This is a genomic window from Flavobacterium taihuense (assembly GCF_019351435.1).
In the GTDB taxonomy this organism is placed as follows: Bacteria; Bacteroidota; Bacteroidia; order Flavobacteriales; family Flavobacteriaceae; genus Flavobacterium; species Flavobacterium taihuense.
Map to the genome: position 1 here is coordinate 47,730 of NZ_JAHWYN010000018.1, position 20,446 is coordinate 68,175.

At 32.9% G+C, this 20,446-nt stretch carries 17 protein-coding genes and 1 other RNA gene; 11 read left to right on the forward strand and 7 right to left on the reverse strand.

Going from position 1 to position 20,446, the window contains the following annotated elements; genetic code table 11:
- Position 1 precedes the first annotated feature (1 nt).
- From KZH69_RS16810 to bshA, 4 genes are all read left to right on the forward strand, one after another.
- Positions 2 to 1,213, forward strand: coding sequence for an efflux RND transporter periplasmic adaptor subunit (locus tag KZH69_RS16810; RefSeq protein WP_219318644.1), 1,212 nt, complete (start codon positions 2 to 4; stop codon positions 1,211 to 1,213).
- 180 nt (positions 1,214 to 1,393) lie between these two features.
- The gene (locus KZH69_RS16815) at positions 1,394 to 1,870 is read left to right on the forward strand and encodes a DUF3659 domain-containing protein (RefSeq protein ID WP_219318645.1); all 477 of its coding nucleotides are present in this window, start codon (positions 1,394 to 1,396) and stop codon (positions 1,868 to 1,870) included.
- Between the two features lie 186 nt (positions 1,871 to 2,056).
- Positions 2,057 to 3,301 (forward strand): type II restriction enzyme NmeDI-related protein, encoded by a 1,245-nt coding sequence (locus KZH69_RS16820; RefSeq protein WP_219318646.1) that lies wholly within the window; start codon positions 2,057 to 2,059, stop codon positions 3,299 to 3,301.
- Between the two features lie 157 nt (positions 3,302 to 3,458).
- On the forward strand, positions 3,459 to 4,592 hold the full coding sequence (bshA, locus tag KZH69_RS16825; RefSeq protein WP_219318647.1) for an N-acetyl-alpha-D-glucosaminyl L-malate synthase BshA: 1,134 nt from the start codon (positions 3,459 to 3,461) through the stop codon (positions 4,590 to 4,592).
- A 185-nt stretch (positions 4,593 to 4,777) separates the two neighbouring features.
- Here the strand turns inward: bshA and KZH69_RS16830 are convergent, their stop codons facing one another.
- The gene (locus tag KZH69_RS16830; protein WP_219318648.1) at positions 4,778 to 4,978 is read right to left on the reverse strand and encodes a hypothetical protein; all 201 of its coding nucleotides are present in this window, start codon (positions 4,976 to 4,978) and stop codon (positions 4,778 to 4,780) included.
- A gap of 476 nt (positions 4,979 to 5,454) precedes the next feature.
- Between KZH69_RS16830 and aroC the strand changes: the two genes are divergently transcribed.
- The 3 genes from aroC (at position 5,455) to KZH69_RS16845 (ending at position 10,252) form a co-directional block, all read left to right on the forward strand.
- Entirely contained in the window at positions 5,455 to 6,516 is a 1,062-nt protein-coding gene (gene aroC, locus KZH69_RS16835) for a chorismate synthase (protein WP_219318649.1), read from the forward strand.
- Positions 6,517 to 6,579: 63 nt separating this feature from the next.
- Positions 6,580 to 7,851 (forward strand): dicarboxylate/amino acid:cation symporter, encoded by a 1,272-nt coding sequence (locus KZH69_RS16840; RefSeq protein WP_219318650.1) that lies wholly within the window; start codon positions 6,580 to 6,582, stop codon positions 7,849 to 7,851.
- 214 nt (positions 7,852 to 8,065) lie between these two features.
- The gene (locus KZH69_RS16845) at positions 8,066 to 10,252 is read left to right on the forward strand and encodes a response regulator (protein ID WP_255558366.1); all 2,187 of its coding nucleotides are present in this window, start codon (positions 8,066 to 8,068) and stop codon (positions 10,250 to 10,252) included.
- A 36-nt stretch (positions 10,253 to 10,288) separates the two neighbouring features.
- Here the strand turns inward: KZH69_RS16845 and KZH69_RS16850 are convergent, their stop codons facing one another.
- From KZH69_RS16850 to KZH69_RS16860, 3 genes are all read right to left on the reverse strand, one after another.
- A complete protein-coding gene (locus KZH69_RS16850) occupies positions 10,289 to 10,756 on the reverse strand; it encodes an Hsp20/alpha crystallin family protein (protein ID WP_219318652.1) in 468 nt (155 codons plus the stop codon).
- A gap of 155 nt (positions 10,757 to 10,911) precedes the next feature.
- Complete coding sequence (locus KZH69_RS16855; RefSeq protein ID WP_219318653.1) at positions 10,912 to 12,162, reverse strand: DEAD/DEAH box helicase; 1,251 nt, start codon at positions 12,160 to 12,162, stop codon at positions 10,912 to 10,914.
- Positions 12,163 to 12,272: 110 nt separating this feature from the next.
- Positions 12,273 to 13,313 (reverse strand): formimidoylglutamase, encoded by a 1,041-nt coding sequence (locus tag KZH69_RS16860; RefSeq protein ID WP_219318654.1) that lies wholly within the window; start codon positions 13,311 to 13,313, stop codon positions 12,273 to 12,275.
- Positions 13,314 to 13,398: 85 nt separating this feature from the next.
- Between KZH69_RS16860 and KZH69_RS16865 the strand changes: the two genes are divergently transcribed.
- Positions 13,399 to 14,274, forward strand: coding sequence for a DUF8428 domain-containing protein (locus KZH69_RS16865; protein ID WP_219318655.1), 876 nt, complete (start codon positions 13,399 to 13,401; stop codon positions 14,272 to 14,274).
- Positions 14,275 to 14,364: 90 nt separating this feature from the next.
- Here KZH69_RS16865 and hutI read toward each other — a convergent pair whose 3' ends face one another.
- Both hutI and KZH69_RS16875 read right to left on the reverse strand, forming a co-directional pair.
- Positions 14,365 to 15,600: an imidazolonepropionase gene (gene hutI, locus KZH69_RS16870; protein WP_219318656.1), complete on the reverse strand. Its 1,236-nt coding sequence runs from the start codon at positions 15,598 to 15,600 to the stop codon at positions 14,365 to 14,367.
- Between the two features lie 7 nt (positions 15,601 to 15,607).
- On the reverse strand, positions 15,608 to 16,678 hold the full coding sequence (locus KZH69_RS16875; RefSeq protein WP_219318657.1) for a glutaminyl-peptide cyclotransferase: 1,071 nt from the start codon (positions 16,676 to 16,678) through the stop codon (positions 15,608 to 15,610).
- Between the two features lie 88 nt (positions 16,679 to 16,766).
- Here KZH69_RS16875 and ffs point away from each other — a divergent pair.
- The 3 genes from ffs to fsa all read left to right on the forward strand — a co-directional run bounded on the left by ffs (position 16,767) and on the right by fsa (position 18,653).
- Positions 16,767 to 16,864: signal recognition particle sRNA small type (gene ffs / locus KZH69_RS16880), an RNA gene on the forward strand.
- Positions 16,865 to 17,043: 179 nt separating this feature from the next.
- A complete protein-coding gene (locus KZH69_RS16885; RefSeq protein ID WP_219318658.1) occupies positions 17,044 to 17,847 on the forward strand; it encodes an SDR family oxidoreductase in 804 nt (267 codons plus the stop codon).
- Positions 17,848 to 17,996: 149 nt separating this feature from the next.
- Positions 17,997 to 18,653 carry a fructose-6-phosphate aldolase gene (gene fsa, locus KZH69_RS16890; protein WP_111410476.1) on the forward strand — a complete coding sequence of 219 codons (657 nt, stop codon included), beginning with the start codon at positions 17,997 to 17,999 and terminating at the stop codon, positions 18,651 to 18,653.
- Positions 18,654 to 18,939: 286 nt separating this feature from the next.
- Here fsa and KZH69_RS16895 read toward each other — a convergent pair whose 3' ends face one another.
- The gene (locus KZH69_RS16895; protein ID WP_219318659.1) at positions 18,940 to 20,379 is read right to left on the reverse strand and encodes an MFS transporter; all 1,440 of its coding nucleotides are present in this window, start codon (positions 20,377 to 20,379) and stop codon (positions 18,940 to 18,942) included.
- Positions 20,380 to 20,446: the final 67 nt, after the last annotated feature.

Genomic DNA, 20,446 nt, shown 5'->3' on the forward strand with positions numbered 1-20,446 from the left:
GATGAGAACGATTAAAAAAATCAGTATTCTACTAATGATATTTTTAGTAGCTTGTAATTCCAAAAATAAAGAGAACCATAATGGTCACGAAATGGCAGACAAAACCATTTTTTACACTTGCTCTATGGATCCACAGGTAAAAGAAGACAAACCAGGGAAATGTCCCATTTGTCACATGACATTATCTCCAACAAAAAAAAATGATGAAGATCCTAATGAAATAAGCTTGAGTAAACCGCAAATTCGATTGGGTAATATTAGCACGCAGTCCATTGTGGCATCCCAAAGCAGTTTAAAACAAAGTTATATAGGTACTTTGGCAATTAATCAAGAGAAAATCAATTCAGTTTCATCAAGAGCGATGGGGCGAATTGAAAAATTGTTTTTCAAGACAGTTGGAGATTATGTTGCCAAAAATCAAGCTGTTTATGAATTGTACAGTGAAGATATCGCCATAGCCAAACAGGATTATTTGACGGCGTACAAGCAACTGTCAATGCCGGGAGATTTTGGAAAAAACGCAAAAAATATGCTAGCCAGTGCGAAGCAAAAATTGCTGTTTTACGGTCTTACCAATGCCCAAATTGAAAGCATTAAAACCAATAAAGATGTTTCACCAAATACAATTTTTTACAGCACTTATAGCGGAACAGTTTCAGAAATTATTGCCACCGAAGGAAGTTATGTGATGGAAGGAGGAGCCATAATAAAACTAGCTGATCTAAACAGCCTTTGGTTGGAAACACAAGTAAACGTAAACTATGTGAAAAGTCTAAAAATAGGTCAAATAGCTAGTGTTACTTTTACTGATTTCCCGGATAAAATAATAAAGACCCGAGTTGCCTTTATCAATCCTGAAATCAATCCCGACACTCGATTGATTTTAATCCGAATGGAAATTCCCAATCAAGGTTTACAATTAAAACCTGGAATGCAGGCGGCAGTTAAATTAACGCAATCCAATGTTAAAGGTCTTTTTATACCAATTGATGCGGTAATCCAAGACGAAAATGCTTCCTATATTTGGGTTGAAAAAAGACCAGGGGTGTTTGAAAATGTTATGGTAGAAACTGGAATCGAAACCAATGGAATGATCGAAATCAAATCTGATTTAGATACTTCAAAAAAAGTGGTAATTACTGGAGCTTACGCCATAAACAGCGAATATAAGTTCCGAAAAGGAAGTGATCCAATGGCAGGAATGAAGATGTGATGGTTAAAACCAGTAATTGAAATTCATAATATAGCCGTAACAATGTAGTTTTGGTTCAGTAACTGTAATTGAAAATATTTTGATAGTAAGGAATTTGAAGTTTTAGAAATTAAAATCGGGTAACAGCGATACTGAAGACCGGTCAACAGCGGAACTGTCTGATAATTTAATATTTTTATTATGAGAATTCAAAGATTAATTTCAGCAAAAAAGGGATTGCTATTAACTATGTTTTTGTTAGTAATCTCGTTAAGTGTTAATGCGCAAGCTAAATCAAACTCCACCTCTGATGAAAAAATTTACATCAATAAAAAGGGTGAAATTTACAACCACGGCGGTACTAAATTAGGATTTATTACCAAAGAGGATATCGTGAAAAATAATGAAGGCAAAACCATCTATTTTATTGATGCAAATGGTAATGTCATTGATTCTAAGGGGAACAAGTTGGGTAAAGCTAAAAAGAATGGTTCGTATTACAACATTAAAGGTGAAAACGTGCTTAATGTTGGAAAAACAGAAGGAGAAAAGTGTGAAATACTGGATTCGAAAGGTCATAATATGGGTAATGTACATCAAAATTACAAACTCCATGCTTGTGCCGCCCATTGTTTATTGTTGGAACAAAAGAACAATAAGGAAAAATCTAAAAAATAGTTATTTAACAAATGGTTCGTGAAAAACGAGCCATTTGTTTTATGATATGCTAGGATTTTCAATAAAACAGCAAAGCTAAAGTTCAGTTTATTAAAAGGATTATTTATGTCATAAAAACAACGAATATAAATTGGAAAAGAAAGCGGTTTTTATTGAAATAAATTTTAAATAACAACATAAATACAAATGGATAATTTTACCCAAATCATAAAGCAATATAAAATTGATTCAGAAAGCGTTTACAATACTTGGTTTGTAGATAATGATCAAAGATTAAAAGCATTTCGGACGATTCGTCGTGGTGTTTTTCAGGTTGTAGAAGATATTAAAAACAATACATTTCCAAATGATTTCAAAGGCAGTAGTTTAGAATTTGTTTTGAGTTGTATTGCCGAACAAAAGCAAGTTTTTGTAGGGGTTGCTCATCCTTTTTATTGGAAACCAAAATTACGGATTCCTGATATTTATGAAAACCAGAATAATAAAATTGCTTTTGGACAATTTCTTGAAAACTGTGTCAATGCCAAAAGTAGCGAACAGGTTTTAAAAGAAATCGTAAAATTGGATGAATTAAAAATTAAAGGTTTAGGACCAGCAGTTGCAAGCATTTTATATTTTTTGCATCCCACTTGGTTTCCTCCATTTAACACTGCCATTCTCAACGGATTTAATTTTCTGTTCAAAGACAAAAAGAAATTAGGTAGCTGGACAGAATATCTTAAAATTCGAGAAACATTAATAGAAACCAATGCCCAAAACAAAACTGAATTATCGAATGATTTAGGAGCTATTGCAGGATTGTGTTTTGAAATTGGAACCCAAAAAATGTTAATTGGCAACGATGAATATTTGAGCGAAGAAGAGCGAACGAAATTTGAAAAAAATATCCTAAAGCGTCAAAAAGAGATCCAAGAAGAAAAATTAGCCGATAATCTTCACAATGAAATGCAGTATCATTTATTGAAAATAGGTGCGTCATTGAATTATGATGTAACACCAGCAAGCAATGACAAGAATAAAGAATTTAACGGACAAAAATTTTCTTTCATTTCAATTAATAAATCCCCTGAACTGCCAACAGACAAAGACACTCAAAATACAATAAAATTAATCGATGTTCTTTGGTTTGAAAAAGGGACAAACAATATAGTTGGAGCTTTTGAAGTGGAGAAAAGCACTAGTATTTATTCCGGAATATTGCGATTATCTGATTTATATTTTAGTATTTCTAACGGAGAAGAAGTTTTTTATATCATCATTCCAGACAGTCGAGAGAAAGATGTTATTCAACAACTCAACCGACCAGTTATAAAAAACTCAAAAATGAATATCAAATACATTTTGTTTTCGGAGTTGAGAAGTCAATGTGATGCTATTTGCAAATTTGGTTCTGATTATTCCATTATGGAAAAAATAGCAAAATCAGTGTAATTACTTATAGATCAGTAAAAATATTTGGGCATTTCAAAACCTGCATTAAAAGTGATTTAGGTTCAAATGAATGAAATCTAAAAAGTTAAATTTTAACTTTTTTTTTATAATATTCCCCGTCTAAACTCCTTAATTTCGTTCCAATTAAAAATCATACATGAAAATAGCAATTGTTTGTTATCCAACTTTTGGAGGAAGTGGCGTAGTTGCTACAGAATTAGGTCTTGAATTAGCTAGAAGAGGACACGAAATTCATTTTATAACGTATAGTCAACCAGTGCGTTTGGCATTATTAAATCCCAATGTTCATTATCACGAAGTAATCGTTCCAGAATATCCATTATTTCACTTTCAACCCTATGAGTTAGCCTTATCCAGCAAGCTGGTGGATATGGTTAAATTGTACAAAATTGAAGTATTGCATGTACATTATGCAATTCCTCATGCGTATGCGGGTTATATGGCAAAACAAATGTTGAAAGACGAAGGAATTGATATTCCGATGGTAACAACGCTTCACGGTACCGATATCACTTTGGTGGGAAACCATCCTTTTTACAAACCTGCAGTAACATTTAGCATCAATAAATCGGATTATGTCACATCGGTTTCTCAAAGTTTGAAAGACGATACCTTAAAATTATTCAAAATAAAAAATGAAATTCAGGTAATTCCTAATTTTATTGAATTGGATAAAAATAATTACGATCCAAGTGTTCCTTGCAGCCGTTCGGTTATGGCTAATCCAAATGAACGGATAATCACTCATATCAGTAATTTTAGAAAAGTTAAGCGAATTCCGGATATCATTAAAATATTTTATAAAATCCAAAAAGAAATTCCAGCCAAGTTAATGATGGTAGGGGATGGCCCTGAAAAGGAAAAGGCCGAAAGAATGTGCCGAAAATTTGGTATTCAGGATAAAGTGATATTTTTTGGTAATAGTAATGAAATTGATAGAATTTTATGTCTTACGGATCTATTCCTTTTGCCTTCAGAAACCGAAAGTTTTGGATTGGCTGCACTTGAAGCAATGGCATGTGGAGTTCCTGTAATATCCAGTAATTCTGGAGGTTTACCCGAAGTCAATCTTGACGGTGTTTCGGGCTATTTGAGTGACGTAGGTGAGATCAATGAAATGGCTCAAAATGCGTTGAAAATATTAAAAGACGATAGTATTCTTGCTGAATTTAAGAAGAATGCTTTGCATGTAGCGGAGAAATTCGACATAAAAAACATTCTTCCTATTTATGAAGCGCTTTACGCAAAAGCAATCAATCAGTATAAATAATTTTTGAAAACCATCTTGTTTTAGGACTAGATGTTTTTTTTATTATAGAATCTTTAACGGACTGCTAAACCTACATTAAATTCGAACTCATTTTTTTGTAATTATTAAAAATGAATTCAGGCCTTGAATCAATAGCAATTTGGAATGGAATTTCTTTAAAATTGTATTCAATTCAGACATCTCCATTAAGTAAGTACACCAAAAAAGGCCATTGTAGCAGCAGATCCGTTTTTGTAATTATCTTGAGTATTCCAAGAGCCTAATCCTCCACCAAATCCATCATACCAATCTGATTCGTCTTCAGTTTTCGAATGCCATTGATAAATCCCCGATATTTTTAAAACATCGGTATTATTGTGTTCTTTCCATCCAAAATCAAGCTCCAATCGATTTTTTCAGATAGTTTTTTTGATAGGAGATTTCAATTCGCAAGTCATAATTATTTCCCAATCGCAGTCCAATTGCATTTTTTGAGATATTTTCTTGCGCTTGACTGGAAAATGCAAACGCAATTATCAAATATAAAAAGAAATAGTATTTACTCTTAATCAATTCAGTCAAGGATTAGCAAAAAATAAGTTTTATAAAAATACAAAAAAAACATAAAAATTGAATTAAGTGTTCTTTATCAGTTGTTTATGCTTTTTTTTAAAAATTAATGTCTTTTCGGTTTTGAAAATATATTATAAATTGAAATTATACTGGTCAAAAACATCAATCGTATTTTAAGAATTTGGTGTTTATTATTGGTTAAAAAACATGTGTTTTATAACGAATTCGAGTGAAATTATAGCGAAATATTACTAATTTAAAATTTTTTGTTTAATTCATAAGACTTACATTTGCCTAAAATTTTAAAACAATGGCGGGAAATAGCTACGGTACACTATATAGAGTAACTACTTTTGGGGAATCACATGGAGAAGCATTGGGTGGAATTATAGATGGTTGTCCATCAGGGATTCAACTGGATTTGGATGCAATTCAGTTTGAAATGTCCAGAAGAAAACCAGGTCAATCTGCAATAGTAACGCAACGTAAAGAACCAGACGATGTTCAGTTTTTATCTGGAATTTTTGAAGGGAAAACAACTGGAACTCCGATAGGTTTTATTATTCCCAATACGAATCAAAAATCAGACGATTATTCGCACATCAAAGACAACTACAGACCAAGTCATGCTGATTATGTGTATGATCAGAAATATGGATTTAGAGATTATCGTGGAGGAGGAAGAAGTTCGGCTCGTGAAACGGCAAGTAGAGTAGTGGCGGGAGCTATTGCCAAACAAATGCTTTCAAATATTAAGATTAATGCTTATGTTTCGGCTGTAGGTCCTCTTTCTTTGGATATGCCTTACCATGAATTGGATTTTTCTAAAATAGAAAGCAATCCTGTACGTTGTCCGGATGAATCGATGGCTGCGACAATGGAGGATTATATCAAACAAATCCGTAAAGAAGGCGATACAGTAGGAGGTGTTGTTACTTGTGTAATTCAAAATGTGCCTGTTGGACTTGGAGAACCGGTATTTGATAAATTACATGCCGAACTAGGAAAGGCAATGTTGTCAATTAATGCTGTAAAAGGTTTCGAATTTGGAAGTGGTTTTGAAGGTTCTAAAATGAAAGGAAGTGAACACAATGATTTATACAATCCAGATGGAACCACCCAAACCAACCTTTCGGGAGGTATTCAAGGAGGAATAAGTAATGGAATGGATATTTATTTCCGCGTGGCTTTCAAACCAGTTGCTACTATAATGCAAAAACAAGAATCATTAGATAATAAAGGAAATATTACCGAAATGACAGGAAAAGGACGCCATGACCCTTGTGTTGTTCCTCGCGCTGTACCAATTGTTGAAGCAATGGCAGCAATGGTTCTTGCTGATTTTTATCTTTTGAATAAAACATATCAATAGTTGCAAAGCTTACTCAGTGTTTTGACGAGCTAAATACTGAGCTTTAATCTTGAAATTAATTAAATGACTACAATTACAAGCAAAAAACCATCTTTTTTTAAAGGTCTTACGGGACAGATTTTAATAGCTATGCTCTTAGGAGCTGTGCTGGGTGTTATTATTCACAATACAGCAACTATAGAAAATGCACAAGAATTTAGTAATAAAATAAAAATGTTGGCTACAATTTTTATTCGATTAGTTCAAATGATTATTGCGCCATTGGTTTTTACAACTCTAGTAGTTGGTATTGCAAAATTAGGGGATATAAAAGCAGTAGGTAGAATAGGAGGGAAAGCTTTGGCGTGGTTTTTTACCGCTTCCTTTATTTCATTATTAATTGGAATGTTGTATGTAAATTTATTGCAACCGGGAGTTGGATTAAATTTGTCCAATATTGATTTAGCTACAGCTACTGATGTAACTGCAAAAACTCAAAGTTTATCTTTTGAGAATTTTATAGAACATATAGTGCCGAAAAGTCTTTTTGAAGCATTGGCAACCAATGAAATTTTACAGATTGTAATTTTTTCTATTTTCTTTGGATTAGCTGCTGCTTCAATAGGAGACAATGCAAAACCTGTTATTGATTTTCTAGATAGAACATCACATATTGTCTTAAAAATGGTAAATTTTGTAATGAAATTTGCTCCAATTGGTGTTTTTGGTGCCATAGCAGGAGTTTTTGCAGTTCGAGATTTTCAAGAATTGGCTATTACTTATTTCAAATTCTTTGGTTCATTTCTTATTGGTATTGGCACACTTTGGGTAATACTTATAATGATAGGATTCTTTTTTCTTGGAAAAAGAATGAAGACATTACTAAAACATATTGTAAGCCCGTTGATTATTGCTTTTGGTACAACAAGTTCTGAAGCTGTTTTTCCGAAATTAACTGAAGAATTAGAACGATTTGGTGTAAAAGATAAAATAGTTTCTTTTATGTTGCCTTTAGGGTATTCTTTTAACCTTGACGGAAGTATGATGTATATGACCTTTGCTGGGATTTTTATTGCTCAGGCCTATGGAATTCATTTGGATTATCCTACTCAATTTACAATGCTTTTTGTTTTAATGCTAACCAGTAAAGGAATTGCTGGAGTACCAAGAGCCAGTTTGGTAGTTGTTGCGGCAACCTGCGGTATGTTTAAAATTCCAATTGAAGGGATTGCTTTAATACTACCAATTGATCATTTTTGTGATATGTTTAGAAGTGCTACGAACGTTTTAGGTAATGCCCTAGCAACTTCCGTAGTTGGGAAATGGGAAGATGAAAAAGAGAAATCAGGTATTTAAGGAAAAGCACTCTTTTTTTGATATAAAAAGTAAAAATTAAAGAGGCATAATATAAAATGAAAAGCAGTGGCATTGTTTGATGTTACTGCTTTTTTTATTTTTATATTTGAATGTTACATTTATAAAACATTATGAATTAAAATGTGAAATATCTATGGATTATGATGTATATTTGGAGAAATAACCACTATTTATACCCCCAATGAGGATAGTTTTGTTAGTTTTTTTATGGTTTAATTTCTTTGGTGCAGCTTTAAATGGCCAAACACAATTGCCTATTAAAAGAGAAATTGATAAATTAACTACGCAAGCAACCAAACTTCGTGAGTCCGGTAATTTTGAAAAATCTTTACTGATTTCAAGAATAGCTTTGCGCAAATCGATAGTTATACACGACAATGTTCTCATTGCCGAAAATTATAATAATGTTGCGGCCAATTATAATGATTTAGTCGAATTCGACAAGGCTATTTTTTACTACAATAAAGCCTTGATTTATGCTAATTTCACCGAAAACGATACTATAAAACAGAGGATTAATAATAATCTTGGAAATATGTATTGTTTTGAAAAAAAGAAATACGAAAAAGGTATTCTTTATTATAGAAAAGCACTTGAATATAGTAAAAAAATAACTGATTCTTCTCAAATGGCTTTTACGAATCTTAATATAGCTTGGGCTTTTTTTGATATTGGCAAGTTTAAAGAAGGTCGGGAAAATTTGAAAATGATTAATGCCTATTATAAAAAGCATGCTAATAATTCAATTCTTGTAGTATTAAACATGCTTAACGGCATGTATTTCAATTATAAAAATGAAGATGTAAAAGCTGAGTTTTATTTTAAAGAAGCCATTCGACTTGGAAAAAAACTTAATGCGAAATCAGACTTGTCTTTTTCTCATTTAGAATTTTCAAAATTTTTGTTACAACGAAAAGACTATAAAAGAGCCTATGAAAATCTAGATTTGTACACTAAACTCAATGATGAAATTTATGCTGATGAAAAATTAGAGAAAGCAAATGTTGAAGGGATTAATTTTGAATTGGATGAATATAAAAGAACTATTGATAAAATTGAAAATGAAAAGGATTTGCAATATCAGAGTTTAAAAAAATCAAGAATCATTGTGTTACTTTTTATAATTGCCATTTTTGTATTGCTGCTTTTTCTGAATTCATTGATTAAAAATAACAGGTTTCGACTGAAATCAAACGCCGATTTGATGTTGGCTAATGAGGAATTGATTGTCGCCAATAAAAAGGCACAAGAATCGGCTATTTTAAAAACACAATTTGTATCAACCATTAGTCATGAATTAAGAACCCCTCTTTATGGTGTAGTAGGGATTACTGATTTACTTTTAGAAGAACATAAAGAACTTGCCTCAAGTCCGCATTTGAATTCCTTAAAATTCTCAGCACGTTATTTGCTGTCATTAGTAAATGATATTTTACAGATCAATAAAATTGAAGAAAACAAAATTGTGTTGGATAATTTAACATTCAATTTGACCGACGAATTAAATATGGTAAAGAATTCACTGTCATTTATTGCTAAAAAGAATAATAATAAAGTGTATGTGCATGTCGATCAATTAATTCCAGAAAATTTAATTGGTGACAAACTTCGGTTTGCTCAAATTTTGATGAATTTGATAAGTAATGCATTAAAATTTACCAAAAATGGTGATGTTCATCTTATTGCAAATCAGCTTAAAGAAGTTGCTGGAATACATACTATTGAGATTAAAATAAAAGATAATGGAATAGGTATTGCTCCTTTGGATCAGGATAAAATCTTTGATAAATTTGTTCAGGTAGGAAGAAAAGAAGTAGATTATCAGGGGACAGGTCTTGGTTTATCAATAGTTAAAAGACTCTTGGAATTATTTGGTAGTGATATTGCTGTTGAAAGTGAATTAGGAAGGGGTACAACATTCACTTTTGTTGTCGATTTTGAATATAGTGCAACTAAAACCAATGAAATAATAAGTAATATTCAAGTTGATTTGACTTCAAGTCAAGTATTCAAAGTTCTGGTTGTAGAGGATAATCATATCAATCAATTAATAACCAAAAAGACTATTGAAAAAAATAATTATTCTTGTATAGTTGTAGATGATGGATTTCAAGCGTTAGAAATTTTAAAAACGGAAGAGTTTGATATCATTTTAATGGATATCAATATGCCTCTAATGAATGGCTTTGAAACAACTAGAAGAATTAGGCAGGAAGGAATTGAAACCCCAATAATAGCTTTGACTGCTTTTGATAAAAATGAAATTACGGATGAAGCAATAATGGCTGGTATGAATGATATTATTGTAAAACCTTTTGAGTCTGTGCAATTATTTAAAATTATAAATTGCCTCATTTTAAAGACAAAAAGCGTTGTTTGATAGCAACGCTTTTTTTAATTTTTATTTTTTTTTCTTTTATTTAATGGAAATAGATTTTAATGATTTTTTTCTGTCGCCAGGTTTTTTAGCAATAGTAACATCAAGTATGCCGTCTTTGTATGTGGCTTCTATCTTGTTTTCATCAGCATAATCTGGAAGATTAAAAGATCTGTAAAAGGATTGATAATTGAATTCTTTTCGAACATAATCATCTTTTTTACTGGACTCTTTTTTTTCTTCTTTTTCTGCAGAAATGACTAGCATATTATTGTCAACTTCAATTTTGAAGTCTTCTTTTTTTAAACCAGGGGCAGCTAGTTCAATTTCCAGTTTTGTATCAGTTTCTTTTAAGTTTACTGATGGTAAATTAACCCCAATAGCCGAAATACTTCTATCAGCCCAATCAGAAATATCTCTTGTAAAAAAATCTTCAAATAAAGGGTTTACTAACTTGCTTACAACTGAGGGGAACATGCCGTCTCCTCTTTTGATCATTGTTTCCATAACTTGATTATTTAAGAGTTAAAAAATAAGTCATCAAATTTACATCAAATAGAGTCTTAATAAGCTGATATTTATCATGTTATGAAAAAAAAACACTATTTAACTTAACGTTAGAAAGTGCTTTATTACAATTTAAAATATAATCAATTTTGGAATTAATACCAACGTTTTTTATTCTGTTTTGATGTTGTTGATTTCCTAGATTTGTGGGCACCAGCACTGCGATTTGAATTTTTCGGTGCACCAGTTTCGGACATTGGATTTCCTGAATGCCATGGGTAAGGATGATCGTTTATAGTTTGAACATCCACTTTTATTAATTTTTGTATGTCTTTCCAATAATCCTTTTCGTCTTTGCTACAAAAAGAGATAGCAATTCCACCATTTCCTGCACGACCCGTTCTACCAATGCGGTGAACATAAGTCTCGGGAATGTTAGGTAAATCAAAATTGATTACAAAAGGGAGTTGATCAATATCAATACCACGAGCTGCAATATCGGTTGCTACTAGGACACCAACTTCTTTATTTTTGAAAGCTTCAAGAACTCGCTGTCTGGCATTTTGAGATTTATCACCGTGAATGGCCTCGGCTGCAATGTTGTTTTTACGTAATGCTTTTACTACGTTGTCAGCACCGTGCTTTGTTCTTGAAAAAACAAGTACATCCGATAAATTTTCATTTTTTATCAAATGATATAATAAGTTTCTTTTTTCAGTTTTATCAACAAAATACACACGCTGTTCGACATTTTCAGCGGTAGATGAAACAGGGGAAACAGTAACAGTTTCAGGATCCGTAAGGAATATTTCGGCCAATTCTCGAATGGCTATTGGCATCGTTGCTGAAAAGAAAAGAGTTTGTCTGTTTTTCGGAGTAAGCTTTACAATTTTTTTGACATCATTAACAAAACCCATATCAAGCATTTGATCGGCTTCATCTAATACCAAGGTATGCAAATGATCTAAATCAACAAAACCTTGTTTGTGTAGATCTAATAAACGTCCTGGTGTAGCAATTAGGATATCGACACCATTTTTAAGAGCGTCTACTTGCGGATTTTGTGAAACTCCTCCAAAAAGTGTCAATTGTGTCAAATTGGTGTATTTGCCATAAGTGTCAAAACTTTGTCCAATTTGAACGGCTAATTCTCTTGTAGGCGTAACGACAAGTGCGCGAATTACCTTTGCTTTTTTTGTTGAACCTACTATTCTGTGTAATTGATGTATAATTGGAATAGCAAAAGCTGCTGTTTTTCCTGTTCCTGTCTGTGCACAACCCACTAAATCTTTTCCTGCCAATACGATTGGAATGGATTTTTCCTGAATGGGTGTCGCTTCTATATAGCCTTCTTCAAATACGGCTTTTTGTATACTTTTTGAAAGTGATAAATCTTCGAATAACATATTTTTGGTATTAAATATCCTGTATTAAGTACATAGATAAGGGGGCAAAGATAGTGTTATTATTTTTGATGCATATTAATTTTTGAATTCCAGCAATCTACAATTGCATTTTATGGTACAATAGAATTTTGTGCTTTCATAAAATCGGTTACTAAATAACCAATAAGTTTTCCAATTAAATGACTGTTTTTATCTTCTCCTAAGTCTGGTGCACCTTCGCAAATATGCAAGTAGGTTGCGTTTCTGTTTTTTGCAAAAAAAGAAATGAATTGACGTAACTCTTCAATTGAAAAACCACTTAGTGTCATCGCACTACTCGCAATATTTGGGATTGCATCCAAATCGATTTCGATTCCAAAAGGATCATTTTTGATAAAATCAAGTGCGGTAACCATTTCCAGATTGAAATCTTTTTCTTTTCTTATATTGACACTGTCGTACGTATTGTAGCGTACTCGGTCTTCAATTTTTTTGATAATATCCAATACACTTTTGGAAGTATAATTTTCATGTAGTCCAAATATGAAATATTTTTTCAAAAAACCTTCCTCAAATGCATATGAAAAACCATTACCGCTATGGCGCCCTTCCAAAATTCTAAAATCAGAATGAGCATCAAAATTTATGGCATTTATAGCTTTTCCCTTGGCAAGCGCCGCTCCTTTGATATTGCCGTATGCATTGTTATGGCCACCACCAATTACAATTGGAATTTTGCCGGATTGTATGATTTTGCATATAATATGAGAAACTTCTTTGTCAATTGCTTCTACCAATTGACTTAGTTTGGACCGATCATCAATATCATTGAAATCTAGATTTTCGACTTCTTTCATTTCTTGCTTTACGTTCAGCTGACCTAATACGATAATTTGATTGCCTTTTGAAAAACGATTATGCTGAATATTTGCAATACTTTTTATGGCACTTTGCCATGCAGATGCAGCACCAGGTCGGCCATAATTAGCTCTAACACCAATGTCTTCCGGGATTCCGAACAAAACAAATTTAGCTTCGCTTGATTTAATAAAGTCTATGGGATCGGTATCCTTTGGAATTGTAAGTATTTTTTCGCCAAATTTAATTTCGCCACTACGGTGGTTGGTGATTTTGGCTAGGTCGTTAATACTGAATGTGATAAGTTTTTCCATAAAAATATATTTACCAAAAATAATATAATTGTATTAAGTTGCGTTATATATATTATTAAATTTGTAAAAACAATTATATTTTAACATGGAAAATCAAAAAAACAATTCAAGTCTAAAGGCAGTCATAGCCGTTTTAGCTATTTTATTAGTAGGGAGTTTAGTTTATATTTTTAAAATGTCTTCTGAAGTTGAAGCTGTTCATACTGAAGTTGTAAAAGTTGGATCAGAGAAAGAATCAGTTTTGAAAGATTTGCAAGATCTAAAAGCAACTTATGATGCTGCAATTGCAGAAAATACCTCAATGTCTGAAGAATTGATTCAAGAAAGAGATAAAGTAGTTAATTTGATGGATGAACTTAAAAAATCAAATGGTGATTTATCAAAATTCAAAAATCAAGTTCAATCCCTTCAAGGCCACATGAAAGAATTGATGAAAGAAAATGAAGGCTTGAAAAAACAAAATGTAACTTTAACAAGTCAACGTGATAGTACAGTAGTTGTTTTGGGTCAAGCTCAAAAATTTAATGAAGTATTAGTGGGACAAAATGAGGAACTAGCAAAAACGGTTGACAAGGGATCTAAATTATCAGTTTTGAATTTGCAAACTGCAGCTTATAAGTTAAAAAGTTCGGGTAAAGAAATTGCTACAGATAAAGCAAGTAGAGCCAATGTTCTTAAAATAAGTTTCACTATTGCTGAAAATTCAATTGCAAAATCTGGTGATAAAGATTATTATGTACAGGTTATTGACAGTAAAAATAATGTTTTAGGTGAGGCTAAAACGATTACTTTTGGTGATAAGACGTTGTCTTATAGTTTTGTTTCCAGTGTAAAATATGAAAATAAAACGGTGCAGGTTTCACAAGATTTAGCAGGTAAAGATTTTGCTAAAGGAATGTATTCTGTTAATGTTTTCGATAAAGATCAATTGGTTTCTTCAACAAATTTTTCTTTGAAATAATTAAAATAACCACACTATAAAAGAGCGATATTCAAAATTGAATATCGCTCTTTTATTTTATATCAAATTCTTAGAAAGTAGTGTCGTCGTTTAATAGATTTTACCATTCAAAAGCACACTATCTATTAAGTTACTTCCAAAAGCATAAGGCAATTGATAGTATGATGGGATTGTTTTTGTAATGATTAGATTGGCTTTTTTTCCTTTTGTTATGCTTCCATGAGTTTCTGAAATTCCCATTGCATATGCACCGTTTATGGTAGCGGCATTTATAGCTTCTTCGGGAGTCATTTTCATTTTAATGCAGGCAGTGGCAACAACAAAATTCATATTTCCTGATGGAGTAGAACCAGGATTATAATCGGTTGCAAGCGCCAAAGGGAGTCCTGCTGCAATCATATTGCGTGCAGGCGTGTAAGGAATGCTTAAAAAATACGAACATGAAGGCAAAGCGACTGGCATTGTTTCTGAATTTTTTAGGGCTTCAATGTCTTCTGGAGTCATTATTTCCAGATGGTCTACTGAAAGCGCATTGTATTTTACACCCGCTTGAATACCGCCAATAGAATTAAATTGATTGACATGTATTTTTGGCTTTAAGCCAAAAGCTATTCCTGCGTTCATAATTTGTTCGGTTTCTTCGACTGAAAAATAACCTGATTCACAAAAGACATCAATAAAATCGGCCAATTTGTTCTTGGCAATCTCAGGAAGCATTTTGTTAACAATACAATCGATGTATCCTTTTTTATTTTCTTTAAAAGCAGCAGGAAAGGCGTGTGCTCCAAGAAAAGTTGCTTTTATGGCTATGGGGTAGTTTTGGGATAATTTTTTGATTACACGCAGCATTTTCAGCTCTCCGTCAACGGTGAGACCATAGCCCGATTTGATTTCGACGGCTCCGGTTCCCAGTCGAATTACTTCTTCGAGACGTGCTTTTGATTGAGTGTAAATTTCTTCTTCGGAAGTTTCGTTAAGTTTTTTTGCCGAATTTAAGATTCCACCACCACGATTGGCAATTTCTTCATAGGTCATTCCATTTATGCGATCAACAAACTCTTGCTCGCGATTGCCAGCGTAGACAATGTGAGTATGGCTGTCACACCAGGAGGGAAGGATTATTTTACCAGACACATCAATTGTGGTGTCGGCGATAATTTTTGGTAAATTATCCATAGAACCAAAATCAGCAATCAAATCGTCTTTGATAAGTAAAAAAGCGTTCTTAATTGTTGGCAAAATAGCCATCTCAGCTCCAGACACTTTTAAAACGGAATTTTCTCGAACTTGAAGTAGTTCTTTAATATTTACTATTAATGTAGTCATTTTTAATTTATTCAGAAACTGTTATTTCAAACATCTTGTCCCAGTTTTTTCCAGTTACAAATATGGTTTTGGTTTTGGGATTGTAAGCAATTCCGTTTAGAACATCATCTTGAGTCACTTTAAGAAACTTACGTAAGCCAGACATATCCAAAATTCCTTCAACAGCTCCAGTGTTTGGATTTACCACTGCAATGGCGTCTTTTGTCCAAACATTGGTGTAAATTTTACCATTGATCCATTCCAATTCATTGATGGCTTTTATTTTGGAATCGCCCGAATATACATTGATATAGTCAATCATTTTTTGGGTTTTTGGATCCATTTTCCAAATTTTTTCTGTTTTATCAGTTTGGTAAATATAAGTGCCATCATTGGTCATTCCCCAACCTTCAATGTCCTTGTCATAAGTGAAGGTTTTTTCTAATTTTAGTGTTTTAGCATCGTATATAAAACCTGTTTTTTCCTGCCAGGTCAATTGGTATAATTTACCGTTTATAAAGGTTATTCCTTCTCCGAAATATTTTTCGTCAAGGTTAATTTGCTTATATACTTTTCCTGTTTTATAATCGTATTTTCGTAAAAAGGATTTGCAGCTTATTCCTGAACCACTAGTACCAGAACCAGTACTCTCATATAATGTGTCATTGTGAAACTCAAAGCCTTCAGTAAATGCAGATATATCGTGTGGAAAAGTATTTACAATTTTGTATTTTAATAATTTAGGTTGCACATTAGAAACCAATTCTATTCTTGCAGTTGCTTCAGAATTTTCGCCTCCAAAATAAACTAAAGCCTTAAGATTTTGGTAACCCAATTTTTGATCTTTTAAGTTGAAGTTTAGTTTCTCATTTCCTTTTTTGAAACCTACTTTTTTATCATTAACATAATAGATAATGCTGTCGATTTCTTTAGAATTTGGGTTTAAAACACCTAATAAAAGCGCATCATCAGAAACATATTGTGCTTTATAATTGGAATTATCGAAGGTAAATATAGAATTTTCACCATTTTTTGTGTTCCCGCATTTTGTTAAAATGATTCCTAAGAAAATGATAAATAGGAAGTTATAGTTTTTCATAGTTTTGATATTTTAAAAAGCCAATATACAACGATAATTTTAAGAGGCAAAGCCCTTGCAAAAATATAAAAAGATTGTATATTTGCACTGGCAAGTCCTACACGACCAGCTCCTGCAGACTCCCCCAGGATGGGAACATAGCAAGGGTACGTGGTTGAGCGGTGCGATGTAGATCGCTTGCCATTTTTTTCTTTTTAATTTTCAAATTCTTTTAAAGAATTATGCAAAAGCAGTCTTCCTTCGGGAGGATTTTTTTATTTTTACCCAAATTGAGATTTCAATTTAGTTGATAAATTGAAAAGTCGATTATTTTGAAATACAGTATGTTGTATTTGTAAACTGATCATAATCCATAATATAAAATAATGAATAAAGTAGTATTGATTACAGGTGGATCTTCGGGAATAGGGAAGTCTATTGGTGAATTTTTGTATCATAAGGGATTTGTGGTGTATGGAACGAGTAGAAATCCGGAACGTGTTCTCAATTCGGTTTTCCCTTTAATTCCTTTAGATGTTAGAAATGCTGATTCGATTCATTCTGCTATTGCCAAAGTTATAGCTACTTCTGGGAAACTAGATGTTGTGATTAATAATGCAGGTGTTGGTATAACAGGTCCTTTGGAAGAAATTCCGATGGCGGAAATTAAAAATAATTTTGAAACCAACTTTTTTGGTCCTATTGAAGTGATGAAAGCGGTTTTGCCACAAATGCGTTCGCAACAATCAGGATTAATTATTAATATGACCTCAATTGCTGGGTATATGGGTTTGCCTTATCGCAGTATCTATTCGGCTTCAAAAGGAGCTTTGGAATTAATTACTGAAGCTTTACGTATGGAGGTGAAGTCGTTTGGAATCCAAATTACGAATATAGCTCCGGGAGATTTTGCAACCAATATTGCTGCAGGACGTTTTCACGCTCCAGTAATTAAAGGCTCAGCTTATGAATTGCCCTATGGGAATAATCTAAAAACCATGGATGAGCATGTTGACAGTGGGGGAAATCCAAATGAAATGGCAGAAGCCGTGTATGCTATTATTCAAAATCCAAATCCTAAAATTCATTATAAAGTAGGTGCTTTTATGCAAAAATTCTCGATTGTCTTAAAAAGAGTTCTTCCTGATAAAATGTATGAAAAAATGCTGATGAATCATTATAAGTTGTAATTTTGCACCGATTTTGCGTGAGGGGTTGCAGCGGTATCCTTTTTTAGTATCCTGTGCGAAGCAAAAGGAAACTAAAAAAGATATAGCGAAAAACCCGACCCTTGTGGTCACGCCCACATTTGAAACACACAATTAAATATAAATATATTATGAAATTTTTTATTGATACGGCTAATTTAGCTCAAATTAAAGAAGCACAAGCATTAGGCGTTTTGGATGGAGTTACGACTAATCCATCTTTGATGGCTAAAGAAGGAATTACTGGAAAAAACAACATTTTGAAACATTATGTTGATATCTGTAATCTGGTTGAAGGAGATGTAAGTGCCGAAGTTAATGCGTTGGATTACGACGGAATGATTAAAGAAGGTGAAGAATTAGCTGACTTACATGATCAAATCGTTGTTAAATTGCCAATGACAAAAGAAGGAGTTATGGCGGCTAAATATTTCTCAGATAAAGGAATTAAAACTAATGTGACTTTAGTATTCTCTGCTGGTCAAGCCTTATTGGCTGCAAAAGCAGGTGCGACTTATGTTTCTCCATTTATTGGGCGTTTGGATGATATATCTACAGATGGTTTGGCTTTGATTGAAGAAATCAGAGAGATTTACGATAACTATGGTTATGAGACACAAATTTTGGCAGCTTCTGTGCGTCACACAATGCATATCGTAAACTGTGCAAAAATTGGTGCTGATGTAATGACAGGCCCATTATCTGCTATTTATGGTTTGTTGAAACACCCATTGACAGATATCGGTTTGGCACAGTTTGTTGCTGATTTCGAGAAAGGGAACAAGTAAAAAAAATACTCAGTTTTCAGATTGCAGGTTGCAGTCGGGGTGCTGTATTAAAAAAGTCTCATTTCACAATGCAATGAGACTTTTTTTGTTTTGTCAACTCGAGCTGAAAATTCAATATTTGATTCTAGGGTCGAATAAAAATTATATAAGCGATTCTCAGCGATTTGAATTTTCGCAAAACAATCTTCTTTTAATTCTAAAAAAAATCCCATTCTGCTATTTATTGCAAAATGGGATTTTCTTTGTACAGCAAACTTCAGTCTGAAATCTGCTATCTACAAACTGATTAATGTCCTCCAGATACTTTTTTATCAAAATTGATTCCATGTGCTCTTAAAATGCCGCTTACTTTCCATGCGTAAAATGCAAGATAAGCGAAGCAAATAATACCAACGATATAACTGCTTTGGATACCGATAATTTCAGCAATTTTCCCTTGAAATACACTTACGAAACCACCACCCATAATCATCATGATAAGGAAACTGCTTCCTTGACTGGTGTGTTTTCCTAATCCGCTTACTGCTAAAGTAAAGATACAAGGCCATAATGTACTGCAAAACAAACCTACACTTGTAAAGGCATATACACTGATCATTCCGCTAGTTGTTATTCCGACAGCTGTAGCCAAAATACCTAAACTAGAAAAAATCAACAACATTCTTGCCGGATTCCCTTTACTGGCCATATCAGCTCCAATTAACACTAAAATTACTAAACCGTAAATGTAAAAAGGAGTTAAATCGTGATTTGCCATGGCATTTACAGCTAAAAACACTCCAAATGCTAAGTAAGGCGCAAGAAATCTCAATATTTTTAGTAAACTCATATTTTCTGTAAACGCTTCAACTGCTCCAGTCCAACGACCAATCATTAAACTCGCCCAATATAAAGATATGTAAGGAGCCACGTCTTTGGTTAAAAAGCCTAATTTGCTTTCCATGTAAGCTGGTAAATTACTTGCTGTAGATACTTCAACACCTACATATAAAAAGATGGCAATCATACCCATTACCAATTGCGGGTATTGCAGTGCTGATGTTTTTACAGCTATTCCGTCATTAGAATCGTCTTCTTCTATTAATTCTGGTCGCTCTGGCAATGATGAGAATTTTAATAAAATAGCAACTACTAAAAATGCAAATCCTAATACTAGGTAAGGAATTTTTACGCTCTCAATACTTGCATCGGTGTTACCACTCGCAGTTGAACCAAAAATAGCAAAACTAACAATTAGCGGTCCAATTGTAGTTCCAAAATTATTGATACCACCAGCTAATGTTAAGCGTTGAGAACCCGTCTTAATAGGACCTAAGGCAATCGCCAATGGATTTGCAACTGTTTGTTGCAGGGAAAATCCCAAACCAACAATAAAAAGTCCTGCGAGCATTAATGTAAAAGAACCAGTATTGGCTGCAGGATAAAATAATAGTGTACCTAAAGCAGAAATAAGTAATCCAAGCGATAGTCCATTTTTGTATCCAATTTTGTTTACTAAATCTTCTTTGATTAAGAAAGAAACTCCCATGTAAATGAGCGAGCCTACTGTATAGGCAATATAAAAAGCAAAAGCGACCAATTGGCTTTCACCTTGCGTTAAATCAAATGCTTTTTTGAAAACAGGAATAAGAATGTCGTTACTTGCAGCAACAAATCCCCAAAAGAAGAATACGATAACTAAGGGGATAAATTGTCCCCATTTGGTTTGTGAATTTTCTGAACTCATAATTTAAAATTTAATTTTTTTGTGGTTATTAATTGATTATTTGATGCTGCAAGACTGTAAATATATT

What these genes read in the sequence shown, in the direction of transcription:
- KZH69_RS16810 (WP_219318644.1), top strand. Translation starts at nt 2, where the DNA reads ATGAGAACGATTAAAAAAATCAGTATTCTACTAATGATATTTTTAGTA.
- KZH69_RS16815 (WP_219318645.1), top strand. Translation starts at nt 1,394, where the DNA reads ATGAGAATTCAAAGATTAATTTCAGCAAAAAAGGGATTGCTATTAACT.
- KZH69_RS16820 (WP_219318646.1), top strand. Translation starts at nt 2,057, where the DNA reads ATGGATAATTTTACCCAAATCATAAAGCAATATAAAATTGATTCAGAA.
- bshA (WP_219318647.1), top strand. Translation starts at nt 3,459, where the DNA reads ATGAAAATAGCAATTGTTTGTTATCCAACTTTTGGAGGAAGTGGCGTA.
- aroC (WP_219318649.1), top strand. Translation starts at nt 5,455, where the DNA reads ATGGCGGGAAATAGCTACGGTACACTATATAGAGTAACTACTTTTGGG.
- KZH69_RS16840 (WP_219318650.1), top strand. Translation starts at nt 6,580, where the DNA reads ATGACTACAATTACAAGCAAAAAACCATCTTTTTTTAAAGGTCTTACG.
- KZH69_RS16850 (WP_219318652.1), bottom strand. Translation starts at nt 10,756, where the DNA reads ATGGAAACAATGATCAAAAGAGGAGACGGCATGTTCCCCTCAGTTGTA.
- KZH69_RS16855 (WP_219318653.1), bottom strand. Translation starts at nt 12,162, where the DNA reads ATGTTATTCGAAGATTTATCACTTTCAAAAAGTATACAAAAAGCCGTA.
- KZH69_RS16860 (WP_219318654.1), bottom strand. Translation starts at nt 13,313, where the DNA reads ATGGAAAAACTTATCACATTCAGTATTAACGACCTAGCCAAAATCACC.
- KZH69_RS16865 (WP_219318655.1), top strand. Translation starts at nt 13,399, where the DNA reads ATGGAAAATCAAAAAAACAATTCAAGTCTAAAGGCAGTCATAGCCGTT.
- hutI (WP_219318656.1), bottom strand. Translation starts at nt 15,600, where the DNA reads ATGACTACATTAATAGTAAATATTAAAGAACTACTTCAAGTTCGAGAA.
- KZH69_RS16875 (WP_219318657.1), bottom strand. Translation starts at nt 16,678, where the DNA reads ATGAAAAACTATAACTTCCTATTTATCATTTTCTTAGGAATCATTTTA.
- KZH69_RS16885 (WP_219318658.1), top strand. Translation starts at nt 17,044, where the DNA reads ATGAATAAAGTAGTATTGATTACAGGTGGATCTTCGGGAATAGGGAAG.
- fsa (WP_111410476.1), top strand. Translation starts at nt 17,997, where the DNA reads ATGAAATTTTTTATTGATACGGCTAATTTAGCTCAAATTAAAGAAGCA.
- KZH69_RS16895 (WP_219318659.1), bottom strand. Translation starts at nt 20,379, where the DNA reads ATGAGTTCAGAAAATTCACAAACCAAATGGGGACAATTTATCCCCTTA.